Annotated in this window: 14 protein-coding genes and 1 tRNA gene; 9 read left to right on the forward strand and 6 right to left on the reverse strand. The window is 77.4% G+C overall.

Translation table 11 applies throughout. The annotated features are described in order from the left end of the window. Positions 1-64: 64 nt before the first annotated feature. Positions 65-523, forward strand: coding sequence for a hypothetical protein (locus OOT42_RS01500; protein ID WP_273653203.1), 459 nt, complete (start codon positions 65-67; stop codon positions 521-523). Between the two features lie 52 nt (positions 524-575). On the opposite strand, the gene OOT42_RS01505 is transcribed toward OOT42_RS01500, so the two are convergent. From OOT42_RS01505 to OOT42_RS01520, 4 genes are all read right to left on the reverse strand, one after another. Beyond that, positions 576-1331 (reverse strand): glycosyltransferase, encoded by a 756-nt coding sequence (locus OOT42_RS01505; protein WP_273653204.1) that lies wholly within the window; start codon positions 1329-1331, stop codon positions 576-578. Then, positions 1328-2863: a PIG-L family deacetylase gene (locus OOT42_RS01510; protein WP_273653205.1), complete on the reverse strand. Its 1536-nt coding sequence runs from the start codon at positions 2861-2863 to the stop codon at positions 1328-1330. Before OOT42_RS01510 ends, OOT42_RS01505 begins: the two co-directional genes overlap by 4 nt. Before the next feature lie 65 nt (positions 2864-2928). Next, the gene (locus OOT42_RS01515; RefSeq protein ID WP_273653206.1) at positions 2929-3939 is read right to left on the reverse strand and encodes an acyl-CoA dehydrogenase; all 1011 of its coding nucleotides are present in this window, start codon (positions 3937-3939) and stop codon (positions 2929-2931) included. Between the two features lie 292 nt (positions 3940-4231). Continuing rightward, a complete protein-coding gene (locus tag OOT42_RS01520; protein ID WP_273653207.1) occupies positions 4232-5242 on the reverse strand; it encodes an alpha/beta hydrolase in 1011 nt (336 codons plus the stop codon). A 163-nt stretch (positions 5243-5405) separates the two neighbouring features. Here OOT42_RS01520 and OOT42_RS01525 point away from each other — a divergent pair, with 163 nt between their 5' ends. Both OOT42_RS01525 and OOT42_RS01530 read left to right on the forward strand, forming a co-directional pair. After that, positions 5406-6917, forward strand: coding sequence for an RNB domain-containing ribonuclease (locus tag OOT42_RS01525; protein ID WP_273653208.1), 1512 nt, complete (start codon positions 5406-5408; stop codon positions 6915-6917). Positions 6918-6920: 3 nt separating this feature from the next. Then, a complete protein-coding gene (locus OOT42_RS01530; protein WP_273653209.1) occupies positions 6921-7973 on the forward strand; it encodes a hypothetical protein in 1053 nt (350 codons plus the stop codon). 19 nt (positions 7974-7992) lie between these two features. On the opposite strand, the gene OOT42_RS01535 is transcribed toward OOT42_RS01530, so the two are convergent. Then, positions 7993-8691, reverse strand: a complete 699-nt coding sequence (locus OOT42_RS01535; RefSeq protein ID WP_273653210.1) for a GOLPH3/VPS74 family protein — start codon at positions 8689-8691, stop codon at positions 7993-7995. A gap of 52 nt (positions 8692-8743) precedes the next feature. Here OOT42_RS01535 and OOT42_RS01540 point away from each other — a divergent pair, with 52 nt between their 5' ends. The 3 genes from OOT42_RS01540 to OOT42_RS01550 are packed head-to-tail and all read left to right on the forward strand — an operon-like array spanning position 8744 to position 11371. Beyond that, a complete protein-coding gene (locus tag OOT42_RS01540) occupies positions 8744-9322 on the forward strand; it encodes a YdeI/OmpD-associated family protein (protein ID WP_273653211.1) in 579 nt (192 codons plus the stop codon). A gap of 10 nt (positions 9323-9332) precedes the next feature. Continuing rightward, positions 9333-10082 (forward strand): rhomboid-like protein, encoded by a 750-nt coding sequence (locus tag OOT42_RS01545; RefSeq protein ID WP_273653212.1) that lies wholly within the window; start codon positions 9333-9335, stop codon positions 10080-10082. Beyond that, positions 10082-11371: a threonine/serine ThrE exporter family protein gene (locus OOT42_RS01550; RefSeq protein WP_273654758.1), complete on the forward strand. Its 1290-nt coding sequence runs from the start codon at positions 10082-10084 to the stop codon at positions 11369-11371. The genes OOT42_RS01545 and OOT42_RS01550 overlap by 1 nt, the downstream gene beginning before the upstream one ends. A gap of 37 nt (positions 11372-11408) precedes the next feature. On the opposite strand, the gene OOT42_RS01555 is transcribed toward OOT42_RS01550, so the two are convergent. After that, entirely contained in the window at positions 11409-12446 is a 1038-nt protein-coding gene (locus OOT42_RS01555) for a GmrSD restriction endonuclease domain-containing protein (protein WP_273653213.1), read from the reverse strand. A gap of 119 nt (positions 12447-12565) precedes the next feature. Between OOT42_RS01555 and OOT42_RS01560 the strand changes: the two genes are divergently transcribed. From OOT42_RS01560 to OOT42_RS01570, 3 genes are all read left to right on the forward strand, one after another. Further along, a tRNA-Ser gene (locus OOT42_RS01560) sits at positions 12566-12654 on the forward strand. 267 nt (positions 12655-12921) lie between these two features. Then, complete coding sequence (locus OOT42_RS01565) at positions 12922-13734, forward strand: GTP pyrophosphokinase (RefSeq protein ID WP_273653214.1); 813 nt, start codon at positions 12922-12924, stop codon at positions 13732-13734. 52 nt (positions 13735-13786) lie between these two features. After that, positions 13787-14545, forward strand: a complete 759-nt coding sequence (locus tag OOT42_RS01570; RefSeq protein WP_273653215.1) for a DUF2510 domain-containing protein — start codon at positions 13787-13789, stop codon at positions 14543-14545. Positions 14546-14619 lie beyond the last annotated feature (74 nt).

Consider the following 14619-nt stretch of genomic DNA (forward strand, 5'->3'; position numbering starts at 1 on the left):
GGACCGGCCGGGTGCGTCGCCCGCCCGACGGGCGGGCCGGCCGGACGCCACGGACGATGGGGCGATGAGCGACGCGACCGACAGCCGCACCCCCGACCGCCCGACCGACGACCACCTGCCCCCGCCCGGCGTCAGCGACGCCGTCGTCGAGGCGGTCGGCGGCGTGACCGCCGCGTTCGAGGTCATCGAGCACGCGCGCGGCATGCTCTACGCCTTCCACCGCCTCGTCGGCCGCGCCGACGCCGAGCTCGCCGACGCGCTCGACCGGCTCGCCGACGCGGGCCATCCCGACGTCGCCGACGAGCTCCGCGCCGAGGTCGTCGGACGCAACGTCCTCGACGGCCGGTGGACGTTCCAGGTCGTCGAGGAGTTCGACGACGGCTACTACCGGACGTTCGCCGACGCCGAGCGCCGCACGCGCGAGCGCCTCATGGGCGGAAGGCGGCACGTCTACGAGGCGCAGCTCAAGGAGCGGAACCGCACGCACGGCCGCCCGGGCCACGAGGCACGACCGGAGGTCTGACGCGAGCGCCCGCCCGGCCGGTCGCCGTCGGGAGGTCGTCCGGAGGGCCGGCTCAGTCGGCCGCGACCAGGGCCGCCGGGCCGCGTGCGGGCGCGGGCGACGGACCGTCCGTCGCCGGTGCGGGCCGGGGGAAGTGCTCGGCGAGGTAGCCCGCGTACCCGCCCGGCGACCGCCCGGCACGCCGCCCGGAGGTCAGCACGTCGACCACGTCCGACGCCACGATCGTCGCCCCCGCGGCGTGCAGCGCGGCGACCAGCCCGACGTCCTCGTGCTCCCGCCGCGGCGCGAAGCCGCCCGCGGCCACGTACGCGCTCGCGCGGACGCCCAGGTTGGCGCCGTGCACGTGACCGTTCGGCCGGCCGGGCACGCGCGTGCGCTGCCACCGGACGACCTCCTCCGGCAGCAGGTCCCGCGGGTCCGGCCGGACCGTCCCGACGACGACGTCCGCGCCCTCGTCGGCGAGCCGGAGCTGCTCGACGAGCCAGCCGTCGGGCACCTCCGAGTCGGCGTCCGTGCACGCGACCCACACGTCGGCGAGGTCGCCGCGGACGCGGTCCAGCGCCGACCGGACCCCGGCCGCGCGCGCCCGGCCGACGTTGCCGCCGCGCGTGACGACCGTGCGGACCGCGGGGAAGCACGCGACGACGTCCGCCGTGCCGTCACGGCACCCGTCGAGCACCACGACCACGTCGACGCGCACGTCGGCCGGGAGCCGGTGCGCGGCCGCGGACACCGACGCGAGGCAGCGTCCGACCAGGTCCTCCTCGTCACGCGCGGGGACGACGACCGCGACGTGCCGGACGCTCACAGGAGCCCCGTCCGTCGGGCCACGGACCGGGGGTCTGCGGCGAGCACGTCGAGCACGAAGTCGGCCTCCTCGTGACGGACCAGCGGGGCGAGGTCGAGCGTGCGTCGCAGCACGCGGTGCACCTCGTCGCCGGTCAGGGGGTAGTCGGCGACGGGGTGCCGCCAGTGCACGGCCACGACGGTGCCGCCGGGCGCGAGCGAGGCCCGCAGGGCGCGGGCGGTGCGGACGAGGTCCGCGCGGGACAGGTAGTACCCGACCTCGGACAGCACGACGAGGTCCCACGGACCGTCCGGGACGCGCGCGGCGACGTCGCCGACCTCCACGCGGACGTGCGGGGCGCCCGCGACCCGCTCGCGCGCCCGCGCGACCGCGGCGGGTGCGACGTCGACGGCCAGCAGCGTGTCGCAGCGCTCCGCGAGCGCGGCGGTGAGGACGCCGATCGAGCAGCCGACCTCCAGCACGCGACCGTGCCGTGCCGCGGGCAGCGCCGCGAGCGTGACCGCCCGCTTGCGCTCCTCGTACCAGCGGTCCTCGAAGCCCCACGGGTCGTCGCGGCGCGCGTACGTCGCGTCGAAGAAGTCCTGCCGCAGCGTCGCGGGCGTCGCGTCGTCGTCGACGACGAGCACGTCGACGTCCCGGTCGAGCGCGGCCACCAGGGCGGGGTGCACGACGGCCGCGTCGCGCGGGTCGTCGGACAGCGGGTGCACCTGCGAGCGGTGGGCCGCGACGGCCCGGTGACGCCGGACGACGGACGCGTCCGCGAGGTCGACGACGCGCAGGCGGTCCCACGGCACGCGCGGGTCGTCGGGCGTCGCCCACTGCCACATCCACAGCGGGTACTCGACGAGGCGCGCGCCGGTCTCGGCCGCCAGCGCCGCCCCGATCTCGCCCGCGACGCGGTGGTCGCGGTGGCCGTCGCCGCGCCACGGCACGACGAGCGTGTCGACCGAGTCGGTGCCGAGCACGCGGCGCAGGTCGTCCCGGACGGCGTCGCGCACCTCGCGCAGGCCGCCGTCGGGATGTCCGAGCAGCGTCACGGGCGACGCCGGCGACAGGATCGCGACGGCCGCCCGGACCTCGGCGGCGCGCCGCTCGACGAGCGCCGCGGGGGCGTGCGTCGGTGAGCCGGGGTGCGACGCCGCGCCGTCCGTGAGGACCACGACCTCCGGCGGGTTGCCCCGCGCGGCGAGCTCGGCGACGAGGCCGCCGACGGCGAGCGACTCGTCGTCCGCGTGCGCAGCGACGACGACCGTCCGACCGGTCGGGAGCGCGAGCGCGGGCAGGTCGGGCCAGCGGGGGTCGGCCGCCCAGGCGTCGGCGGGGGCCGCCGGGGCGTCGCGGCCCTCGAACGCGACCCGGCCGCCGACCACGGCAGCGGGCGAGCCCGCGCCGGTCGTGGCGGCGTCGGACGTGCCCGCCCTGGTCGTGCCCGCGCGGTTCTTGCCCGGGTTGGTCGTGCCCGCGTTGGTCGTGCCCGCGTCAGTCGCACCCGCGTTGGTCGTGCCCGCGTCAGTCGCACCCGCGTTGGTCATGCCCGCGTCAGTCGCACCCGCGCCCGACGTGCCCCCGGTCGGCGCGACGGCGGTGCTGCCCCGCGTCACCACGGGGACCCCCCGCGCGCGGCCAGCGCGGCTCCGAGCGACGCGTCGTCCCGCTCCGCGTGGTGCTGCCGCACGTAGACCTGCAGGTCCGCGACGCGCTTGGCGTGCTCGGGCTCGAGCGCGAGCGGCGCCGGGCCGAGCGCGTGCCCGACGCGCGTGAGCACGTCCTCGCAGACGCGTGCGACGGTGCCGCGGACGCGCTTGGCGAGGAGGCGGCCGTCGTCGGCGTCGAGCGTGCCCGCGTCGACGAGCGCAGCGGCCTCGGCGAGCGCGCGCCGCGCGGACTGCAGGCCCTCGTCGACCGCGCCGAGGTGCAGGTGCAGCAGGGGCGTGTCGGCGCCGCGCACCCCGTCGAGCAGACGCCGCGCGAGCCCGACCGCGCCGCCGTACCAGCACGCGGCCACGCCGATCCCGCCCCACCAGAACCCCGGGCGCGTCAGGTACCAGCCGGGTGCACCGACGGGCTGGGCGGGCACGTCGTCGAACCGGACGGACGTGCTGGGGATCTCGACGAGCCCGCGCGCGGCCCACGGATCGTCACCGGGCGTCACGCCGGGACCGCGCAGCGCGACGGCGAACAGGCCCCGGCCACCGTCGGGCAGGTGCGCGGTGACGAGCGCCGCGTCGAGCCGGTCCGCGAGCGAGCACCATGGCTTGACCCCGCGCAGCCGCCACCCGTCGGCGTCCTCGACGGCGTCGAGCCGGACGCCGGGACCCTCCGCGGCGAACACGCCCCACGTCGCGCTGTCGTCGACGACCGTGGGACGGGCCTGCGCCTGGGCGAGGATCGCGCGCGCGTCGAGGTGCGGCTCGACGGCCCGCGCGACGGAGAGGTCGGCCGCCGCGAGCGTGGCGAGCAGCTCCCACAGCCGCCGGGTTCCGCCCGCACCGGGGACCAGGTCGTCGGACCACGTGCGCACGGCGGCGAGCGCGGCGTCGACGGTCCGCGGGACGTCGACGTCGGCGCCCCGGGCGGTCCGCTCGCGCGGGACGGGGTCGAGCAGCACGGGGATCGTCGGACGGCCCTCCGGTCGAGGTGGCTGGTGCGGGTCGGTGTGGCTGGTGCGGGTCGGCGTGGCTGGTGCGGGGCGGTGGGCTGGTGCGGGTGGGCGGGACGGGCTCGGGACGGTGCGGGTGGCGCGGTCGGTGGCGACGTGATCGTGCGGCGCGGAGGTCGGTGCTGCAACCGGAGCGGGCGACGTCGCCCGTGCGGGCGACCGGGCGGTGCGGCGTGGGGAGGCCCCGTCGTGGTCGCGGGTGGGCGCGGGCCGGACGCGCCTCGCCCCGGCGGTCGCGGTGTCAGGCCGTGCAGCGGCGCACGAAGTGCAGGATGCGGTCGAGCGCGACGGCACCGTCGGCCGTGTCGGGCTCGAACTGGTACTCGTGCGGCAGCGCCGGCTCGTGGTCGTCGGGGAAGAACAGCGTCTCGACGTCGACGCCGTGGCCCTGGAGGGTCGCCGCGAGGGTCACCGACTGGACGCGCAGCGGGTCGGCGTTGCCGACGGTCACGAACGTCGACGGGAAGGCCGCGGTGACGTGCCGGCCGACGGACATCGACGAGAGGAACGCCTCGTCGTCGAGGAAGTGCCGGTCGCCGCTGTACGCCCAGCCGCACGCCCGCAGCACGTCGCGCAGCGGAGACCGCGGGTCGAGCTGCGCGAGGTCGAAGACGCCGCAGCACAGCACGACGCCCCGCAGCTGCGCGGGGTGCACGGTCGGCTCGACGCCGAGCGAGCGCGCGTACGACGGCACCGTCGTGAGCGTCGCGACCTGCGCGCTGATCTGCGCGCCGGCCGAGTCGCCCGCGAGCACGAGCCGCGACGGTTCCACGTGGAACCGCGCGGCGTGCTCCTGCACGTGGCGCAGCGCGTCGGCGACCTGGCGGACGGGCGTCGGGTACCGCGCCTCGGGTGCGCGCGTGTAGCGGGGTGCGACGACCGTGACACCGTGGCTCGCGAGCATCCGGAACCAGCCGCGCAGCTCGTCCTTGGTCCCGCCGACGAACGCGCCGCCGTGGGTCCAGACGACCGTCGGCAGGGAGCCGGTGGCACCGGCCGGGTGGAACACGTCGAGGACCTCGTCGTCGCCGGGCCCGTAGCGCTCGTCGAGGACGGCGGTGACGTCCGCCGGGCCGAGCGCGTCGAGCCGGGCCGTGCGGTCGACGACGCCCCGCGCGAACTGGCGGCGCACGAGCAGCACCGTCGGACGCGGGCTCACCAGCAGCGACGCCCGGAGGAGGCCGAGCGCGGCTCGTCCGGCGAGTCCCCGCAGGCCCGCCGGGCGTGCGGAGGAGACCGGCGAGCGGCTCACGCCCGTCCCGCCCGCACCCGCACCGCGCGCGCCGTCATGGCGGGCAGCCTAGGGCCCGCACGGGTCGACGTCACGCTCCCGGGCGCCGCCCCCGGCCGCCCGTCGCCGCAGGTCACCGCCCGGCGGCGCTGCGCCGCGCGCGCGACCGTCCTACGCTCGCGAGGTGCCCCGACGTCGCGTCCACCTCGTCCCGCCGTCCCTCGCCGCTCGGCCCGCGGACGCGGTCGACGCCGACGTCGAGCGTGGCCTGGCCGACCTGCGCGACGAGCTCGGGGTGCCCGACGCGTTCCCGGCCGACGTGGTCGCGGAGGCGCAGTCCGCGTCCACCGCGGGACCGCTCGCCGACCTCCCGGACGCGACCGACGTGCCGTTCGTGACGATCGACCCGCCCGGCTCGCGTGACCTCGACCAGGCGGTGCACATCGAGCGGCGCGGCACCGGCTTCCGCGTGCGGTACGCGATCGCCGACGTCGCGTCGTGGGTGCGCCCGGGCGGCGCCGTCGACGCCGAGGCGCGACGTCGCGTCGTCACCCTCTACGCGCCCGACGGCCGCACCCCGCTGCACCCGCCCGCGCTGTCCGAGGGGTCCGCCAGCCTGCTGCCGGACCAGGACGTGCCCGCGCTGCTCTGGACGGTCGACCTCGACGCCGACGGCGCCCCGACGGCCGTCGACGTGCGGCGGGCACGCGTCCGCTCGCGCGCCCAGCTCACGTACGACGAGGTCCAGCGGGCGTACGACGACGGCACCGCGGACGGGACCCTCGCCCTGCTGCGGGACGTCGGGCGCCTGCGGCAGGACGCCGAGCGGGCGCGCGGGGGCATCACTCTGCCGACGCCCGAGCAGGAGGTCCAGCGGGTCGACGGGCACTGGGCGCTGGTGAGCCGCGCGACGCTCGACGCCGAGGAGTGGAACGCGCAGATCTCGCTGCTCACGGGCCTCTGCGCGGCGCAGCTCATGCTCGACGGACGCATCGGTGTGCTGCGCACCCTGCCGCCCGCCGACCCGCGCGACGTGGCCCGTCTGCGCCGGGCCGCGGACGCGCTCGACGTGCCGTGGCCCGACGGCGCGCCGGTCGGCGACGTCGTCCGGGGGCTCGACGCCGCCGTCCCCGCGCACGCCGCGCTGCTCACGGAGGCGACGACCCTGCTGCGCGGCGCGGCCTACGTGGCGTTCGACGGCACGGTGCCGGAGCAGGCCCAGCACGCCGCGCTCGCGGCCCCGTACGCGCACACGACGGCACCGCTGCGGCGCCTCGTCGACCGGTTCGTCGGCGAGACGTGCGTCGCGCTGGTCGCCGGGCAGGACGTGCCGGAGTGGGTGCGGTCCGCGCTGCCCGACGTCCCGGCGCTCATGGCCGGCGGTGACCGCCGCGCCAACGAGTACGAGCGCGGCTGCCTCGACCTGCTGGAGGCGGCGCTGCTCACCGGCCGGGTCGGCGACGTGTTCGACGGGGTCGTGGTGGACGCGCACGACGACCGCACCTCGGGAGTCGTGCAGCTGCGCGACCCGGTCGTGCGGGCGCGCGTCGAGGGCACCGCGCTGCCCGTGGGCGAGCACGTGCGGGTCCGGCTGGCCGAGGCGTCGACCGCCCGTCGCCGGGTCCGTTTCGCGCTCGCCGACCAGCCGGCCGCGCCGGCCGGCGCCGGCGACGCCGACGCGCGCGCCGAGGGCTGACCGGTGGACCTCGACGACGTCGCCGACGACCTGTACGGCGCGCCGCCCGACCAGTTCGTCGCACGCCGCGACGCCGCCGCGAAGGACGCGCGTGCGGCGGGCGACCGCGACCTCGCCGCCGAGATCTCCGCGCTGCGCAAGCCGACCGTCGCCGCGTGGCTGGTCAACGCGCTGCTGCGCGACGTGCCCGGGCTCGACGAGCAGCTCGTGACGCTCGGCGACAGCCTGCGCGAGGCCGAGCGCACGCTCGACGGCGCGGGCCTGCGCGACCTGTCGCGGCAGCGGCGCGCGCTCGTGACGTCGCTGGTCGGCCGCGCGAAGGCGCTCGGCAGGCAGGCCGGGCACAAGGTCGGCGACGCCGTCGCGCAGGAGGTGGACGCGACGCTGACCGCCGCGCTCGCCGACCCGGAGGTCGCGCGCGACGTCACGTCGGGCCGCCTCACCGCGGGCCGGGAGTTCGTGGGGTTCGGTGGGATCGCGTCGGGCGAGCCGGCCGCGGCGCCGGCGCGACCGTCCCGCGCCCCGGCCTCGCGCGCGAGCGACGAGACCCCGCGGACGACCACGTCACGCAGCCGCGCGCACCTGCGGGTCGTCGAGCCGCCCGAGCCCGCGCAGCCGCCCGAGCCGCGCGAGTCCGCCGCCGACCGGCGCCGTCGCCGCGAGCGCGAGGAGGCGGTCGCGTCCGCCCGCCGCGCGCGGGACGAGGCCGCCGACGCGCTGCGCACCGCCCGCGAGCAGCTCGACGACGCGACCCGTGAGCGGGACGCGCAGCAGCAGGCCGCCGCCGACGCCGAGACCGCCGCGTCGGACGCCCGGCAGGAGGTCGACGACCTCAACGCCGCGCTCGTCGACCTGCGGCACCGGCTCGCGGCCGCGCAGAAGGCGCTCACCCGCGCCGACGAGGCCGAGAGCCGTGCGGCGTCGAGCCTGCACACGCGCGAGAAGGACGTCACGTCCGCCCAGCGGGACCTGCGCCGCGCCGAGCGGGCCGCGTCGGACGCCGCCCACGCGCTCGAGCGCGCGGAGGGCGCGCTGGCCGACCTCGACGGCTCCTGAGGCGGCCGCTCGCCCGCGGTCAGCCGTTCGACGACGTCACCGCGATCGACGCGGCCGTGGCTGCGGCCAGGGCGGCCGTGACGCTCTCCGCGGCGGCGATCGCGCGGCGCACCGCCTCGCCCCCGACCTGACCGTCGGCGACCGCCTTCGCACGGCGCCGCACCTCGGAGCGGGACAGCCCGACGTCCCCGACGACGTCCGGCACCCGGCCGACGGCGTGCACGACGGCGACGAGGGTCGCGTCGCGCGCGTCGGGCGCGCGCGAGCCGACGATGACGTCGCGCACGCGGGCGCGCAGCCGCGCGGGCTCCCCGGCGGGGTCGACGGCGGGCCAGCGGGTGCTCCAGGTGATGCCGAGCGCGCGCACGGGCTCCGCCCGCAGGACGCGTGCGGTCGCGAGCCGGTCGTGCAGCGCGTCGCGCAGGCCCTTCGCGAGCCGCGGCAGGACGTCTTGCGGCTTGCGCGGGCGCGCGTCCAGCGCGAGGCGGTGCAGCGACTCGTCGAGGACCGCGTCCCCGGTCGCGGGCACCGGGCGCACGACGACACGGCCGGGTGCCGCGAGCGGGTGGCCCTTCCCCGCGACCTCGACGTGCCCGGAGAGCACGAGCTCGACGAGGACCGCCCCGGCGGCCGCGAGGCCGACGCGCTCGCCCGAGGTGAGCGCACGGCCGCTCACCGGGTCGGTGAGCAGCAGCAACGTCTCCTCCGCCAGCAGCATGCCCGTCACGGTAGCCGTGCCGGTGTCGGACCGGGAGGGGACAATCGGCCCCATGACGGGTCAGAAGGACGCGCCGCAGCTGCACGTCGAGACGGTCGAGGAGTGGCGCGACTGGCTCGTCGCGCACCACGCGGCGGAGACCGGCGTGTGGCTCGTGTCGTGGCGGCGGTCGACGGGCCGGCCCGCCGTGCCGTACGAGGCCGCCGTCGAGGAGGCGCTGACCGTCGGCTGGATCGACGCGACGCAGCGGTCGCTCGACGACGAGCGGACCGCGCAGTGGTTCTGCCCGCGGAAGCCCGGGTCGGGGTGGGCGCGCACCAACAAGGAGCGGCTGGTCCGGCTCGAGGCCGAGGGGCGGATGCTGCCGGCGGGCAGGGCCGTCGTCGAGGCCGCGAAGGCCGACGGGTCCTGGACGCTGCTCGACGACGTCGAGGCGCTCGTCGTCCCGCCCGACCTGGCCGCGGCGTTCGACGCGCACCCCGGCGCGCGCGAGACGTGGGACGCGTTCCCGCGGTCGGTCAAGCGCCTGCACCTGGTCTGGCTCGTCGACGCGAAGCGGCCGGCGACGCGCGCGGCGCGCGTCGAGGAGGTCGCCGTGAAGGCGGCGGCCGGCGAGCGCGCGCGGGCGTGACGAGCCCCGCGTGACCGAGCACAGGCGTGCGCGCCGGGAGGCCGCCGGGCGGGTGCTGCGGGACGTCGGCCGGACGGTGCGACGCTCGGACGTCGCGCTCGTCTACGGCGGCCTCGTCACGGCCGGTGCGCTCGTCATGGCGTTCCTCCCCGACGCGACGGTCGACGCGGTCACCGCGCACGCGTCCGGCAACCTCGACAACATGCGCGAGCGTCCCGTCGAGTCGCTCGTCCTCAGCGGCCTGGTGCTGCCGCACCCGTCGAACCTCGTGCTCGTCGTCGCGCTCGTCGTCGCCGTGGCCTACGTCCAGCGCTGGCTCGGGCGCGGCGCGACGCTCGTCGTGATGGCCGCGGGGCAGGTCGTCGCGTCGCTCGTCGTGGGGGCGGTGCTGACGACCGGCATCGCGCGCGGGTGGTTCTCGCCGGGACTGGCCGGGGCCGACGACGTCGGCGTCAGCTACGTGCTGGCGTGCGTGTCCGGCGCGCTCGTCGCGCGCGTGCCCCGACGGTGGCGGTGGTGGTACCTCGGGGTGCTCGTGGCCGTGTGGGTGCTGCCCGGGATCTGGCTGCGGTCGTTCACCGACGTCGGGCACGCGACGGCGCTCGCGGTCGGGCTCGCCGTGGCGCTCGTCGCGCACCGGGGCGCGGTCGCGGCCGCGAGCCCGGACGGCTGGCGGCCGACCGGTGACGAGCGGCACACCCCCGACACCCGGTCCCGGGACGACGGTCCCGGGCGACCAGGGGTCCCTGACCCGCGATGATGGGCCTCGTGCCGACCGAACCCGACGACGACGAGCTCGAGCTCATCCGCCGCTCGGGCGTCGCGCTGCGCGTCGGCCGCCTGAGCCTGTCGGCGGGGACCGGGTCCTACCGCGTGAAGGCGTCGATGGCCCGCATGGCCCGTGCGCTCGGCATCGACCGGCACGAGGCGCACGTGACGCTCACGGAGATCACGACGACGTCGCACCGCGGCCGGTCGTTCCGCACGGAGGTCGCGGAGGTCCGGTCCGTCGGCATCAACGCCGACCGGCTGTCCCGCCTCGAGGCGCTCGTGTCCCGGCTGGAGGGCCGCAAGCTCCGCGACGGCGTCGAGACGACCGTCGAGGAGGCCACCGCCGAGCTCGACGACATCGCCGCCCGCAAGCCCCTGTACCCGGCGCTGCTCAACGCGCTGTGGTCCGGGATCGCGTGCGCCGCGTTCGCGTTCCTCAACAACGGCGGGCCGGTCGAGGTGGTCGGCGTGCTCGTCGGGGCGTCGCTCGGGCAGGCGCTGCGCCGGGCGCTGCTGCACCGCGGCTATAACCAGTTCGGCGTGACGATGCTCGCGGCCGCGCTCGGGGCGTTCACGTACCTCGGGTTCGTCACCGTGCTGCACGGGGTCGGCGCGATCGGCGTCCGGCACGAGGCGGGCTACGTCTCCGCGGTGCTGTTCCTCATCCCCGGGTTCGCGCTCGTCACGGGCGCCCTGGACCTGGCGAAGCTCGACTTCTCCGCGGGCGTCGCGCGGCTCGTGTACGCACTCATGATCCTCACGTCCGCCGCGCTCGCGGTGTGGGCCGTGTCGAGCGTCGTCGGCCTGCAGCCCGACCCGCCGCCGCCGCTCGGCCTCGACACACCGCTGCTGCTCACGCTCCGGTTCGTCGCGTCGTTCCTCGGCGTCCTCGGGTTCGCGCTCATGTTCAACAGCCCGTGGCCCATGGCCGTCGGCGCCGCGACGGTCGGCATGGTCGCGAACGTCGTGCGGCTCGAGCTCGTCGACGCGGGCGTCGTGGTGCAGGCCGCCGCCGCGCTCGTCGCGCTGCTGGTGGGCCTCCTCGCGGCCGTCGTCGCACCGCGCCTGCACGTCCCGCGCATCACGATCTCGGTGCCCGCCGTCGTCATCATGGTCCCGGGCGTGACGGCCTACCGGGCGGTCTTCCACCTGTCCGACGGGCAGACGACCGCCGCGCTCGCGTACGGCGTCCAGGCCGCGCTCGTCGTCGTCGCCCTGTCCATCGGGCTCGCCGTCGCGCGCATGCTCACCGACCGTGTCTGGGCCTTCGAGCGCTGACGCGTCAGGACGAGCGTCGACGACGCCTGGGCGACCGTCAGGGCGCGCCCGGCAGCCGCTCGCACGCGACGCCGTTGTCGTCCCCGTCGAGCTCCGCGACGTCCCCGTAGTGCGGCAGGTACGTCTCGAACCACGCCTGCGCCTCGGCCCAGGTCGCGAAGTCCGCGCAGTTCCGCGCGTTGCCCGGGTCGGCGGGCGTGCCGCCCGCGGCAGGCGCGGGGTCCGCGGGCGCGGGCTCGACGGGTGCGGGGTCGACGGGTGCGGGCGCCTGGCCCACGGGCGGCGACGTCGCACCGGCGGGCAGCGGCTCGTCCGGGCACGACGCGAGCACCCCCGCGATCGCGTCCCGCTCGGCGGCGGTGACCCACAGGCCGTACGCGTGCTTCACGGCCACCTGCCGCGCCACGTACGCGCACCGGAACGCCTTGTGCGGCGGCAGCCACGTCGCGGCGTCACCGTCGCCCTTCTGCGTGTTCTGCGGGCCGGACACCGCGAGCAGGTTGAGCGGGTCGTTGCCGAGCCGCTCGCGCGCCGCCCGGTCGAGCTGCTGCGCACCCTTCTGCCACGCGTCGGACAGCGCGACGACGTGGTCGACCTGCACGTCCGCCGACGTGGACGCCCCGCGCACGAACGCGATCGACGTGCCCGAGTACGGGTCGGCGAGCGTGCCCGACTGCACGACGCAGTCCTGCGTGCCCGGCTTGAGCACGACGTCGGTCAGGTCGCGTCGCAGGACGTCGTTGCGGGTGTCGCAGCCGTTGCCGTCGAGGTCGACCTCCCGGTACGCGAACAGGTCGCGGTCGTACCCGGTCTTCGGCGCGCGCCCCTTGACCTCGAGCAGCCCGAGCGTGGCCAGCGCGGTCTGCCCCTGCGCCGCGTCGAGCCCTCCGTCGCCGGAGCCCTCCGTGGGCGCACCGGGCAGCGCGCCGGGAGGTGCGTCCGGGGGAGCCGCCGCGCCCCCCGTCGACGTCGTCGTGCCGATCGGCCCGCACGCCGCGGCCGCGGCGACGACGAGGGTGCCCAGGAGTCCGACGAGCGCCCGTCGTCGACCCCGCGTCCCGGAGGTTGTGCTCACGAGGAGGAGTATCGGCACTGCCGCCCACACGGCTGAGCAGGGTCCGCGCGTCGGTCCCGACGCTGGTCAGCGGACGCTTTGCCGCCCGGTCAGCGCGCCAGGTACCCTGTGCTGCACTTGGAGACGTCGCATAGCCAGGTCTAGTGCGCGACCCTGCTAAGGTCGTGAAGGGGCAACCCTTCCGTGGGTTCAAATCCCACCGTCTCCGCTCTCGCCGGCCTCGTGACCGGCACGCTCGAGCGGCTGCCGCCCGTCCGGTCCTCCGGGCGGGCGTTGCTGTGTGCCGGCACGGTCGGTGGTGGCGTCACGGCTGCTGCCGCCAGGACTGCGGCGCCGGCCGGTGCGGGTTCTCCGGCGGACGTCTGCGTGTTTCCACGCACGCGCGCCGCCGGGGCGGGTCCGGCCGGCGTGGGATGGCACTCGTGCGGCCCCGGGACATGCGGGCCGCCACGAGCGCAGCCTGAGGAGACACCCCGTGTCCGTCCAGACCGTCGACCGGTGGAGCACCACCCCCGCCCACGCGGGACGACACCCGCACACCCTGACACCGCGCGTCCGCCGCCTCCGGTCGGTGCCGACGCCACGACCCGCCGGGGACCTGTCGCCTGCCCGCCGCGACGCCGCGGTGGGTGCGGCGACGACGACCGTCCTGCCCGACCCGGCGGCCGTCGAGCTCGCGCCGGACCTGCAGCGCCTGCGTCTGCTCGGCCGGTCCGGGATCGACACCGTCGCCGCGAAGCTCACGCTGATGCGCGGCCGGCAGCGGCACCAGGCGGCCGGGGACCCGGTCGCGCACGTCAGCACGCGGCTCAAGTCCGTCGAGTCGATCCTCGCGAAGGCGCGGCGCAAGGACGTCCCGCTCACGCCCGACGCGATCCGTGCGCAGATCCTCGACGTCGCGGGTGTGCGCGTCGTGTGCGACGTGGCGTCGGACCTGTACCGCGTGCGCGACCTGCTGCTCGCGCAGGGGGACGTCGTGCTGCTGTCCGAGCGGGACTACCTCGCGCGCCCGAAGGCGAGCGGGTACCGGGCGCTGCACCTCGTCGTGGAGGTGCCCGTCGACGTCCGCGGCCGGCGCGAGCACGTCGCGGTCGAGATCCAGCTCCGCACGGTCGCCGCGGACGCGTGGGCGCGCCTCGAGCACCGGCTCGCGTACAAGGGCGACGCGGACCTGCCGGCGCACGTGACCGGGTCGCTGCGTCGGGCCGCGGACGTGTCCTGGACCCTCGACTCGAGCCTGGAGCTGATCCGCGCGGAGGCGCGTACCGCCGGCCTCGCGATCGGGTGAACGGCGCGGCAGGGCGCAGCCACGCTCGGGTGACGGCTGCGACGATCCTCGCGTGACGCACGACGCCTCCCCGCCGGCGGGCTGGTACCGGGACGGCCGCACGCACGGCGAGCTCCGCTGGTTCGACGGGGCGCGGTGGACCGGGCACACGACGCCCGACCCGGCGCACACCGAACCCGCGCGGACGCCGACGCCGGCCGCGCATGCACCGGCGGAGCGCTCGTCCACGCCCGCTCGACCCGCGTTCACGCCCTCGCAGCCTGCGTTCTCGCCGGCGCCGCCCGCGGTCGCGCCCGCCCGACCCGCGTCCTCGCCGGCTCAGCCCGCGTTCGCGCCCGCCCCGACCGCGTCGGTGCCGCCCTGGGAGACCGGGGGCGCGAGCACGTTCGGCCAGGTCCCCACGCGCCTGGGGCAGTCGCTGAACCTCGCCGACACCGTGTCCCAGGGAGCGGCGTACCAGCAGAACCGCCGCGACGAGGCGGCCGTGCGCCGCCGCAACGCGCTGTGGTTCGAGGTGGGCGGCGGGCTCCTGGCGTTCGCGCTGTCCGGTGCGCTGTGCCTCGTGACGCACGCGATCGTGGACACGGGCTCGATCGTGCTGGTCGTGCTCGGTCTCGGTCTCGTCGCGCGCGGCGTGCGGGGCTACCGGGACGCGGTCTTCCGGGGTGCGCCGCCGCTCACCCCGGTGGGCTGGACGGCCGTCGGTGTGGCCGCGCTCGTCGCGGTCGGGCTCGCGGTCGGCGGACCCGTCGCGAGCGCGACGAGAGCGGTGCAGGACGTGCGGGACGCGGTGGAGGTCAGCCTCAACTGACGGGCGCCCGTCGCTCCCATGTGCCGCAGGTCGCACGCGCCCCAGGAACTCCCGCGGCGACACGCGCGTTGGTG

It is taken from the genome of Cellulomonas fimi, from assembly GCF_028583725.1.
GTDB classification, from domain to species: Bacteria; Actinomycetota; Actinomycetes; order Actinomycetales; family Cellulomonadaceae; genus Cellulomonas; species Cellulomonas fimi_B.

Excerpts from the sequence above, each read along its gene's own strand:
- OOT42_RS01500 (WP_273653203.1), top strand. The coding sequence starts at position 65 with ATGAGCGACGCGACCGACAGCCGCACCCCCGACCGCCCGACCGACGAC.
- OOT42_RS01510 (WP_273653205.1), bottom strand. The coding sequence starts at position 2,863 with ATGACCAACGCGGGTGCGACTGACGCGGGCACGACCAACGCGGGTGCG.
- OOT42_RS01535 (WP_273653210.1), bottom strand. The coding sequence starts at position 8,691 with ATGCTGCTGGCGGAGGAGACGTTGCTGCTGCTCACCGACCCGGTGAGC.
- OOT42_RS01540 (WP_273653211.1), top strand. The coding sequence starts at position 8,744 with ATGACGGGTCAGAAGGACGCGCCGCAGCTGCACGTCGAGACGGTCGAG.
- OOT42_RS01550 (WP_273654758.1), top strand. The coding sequence starts at position 10,082 with ATGGGCCTCGTGCCGACCGAACCCGACGACGACGAGCTCGAGCTCATC.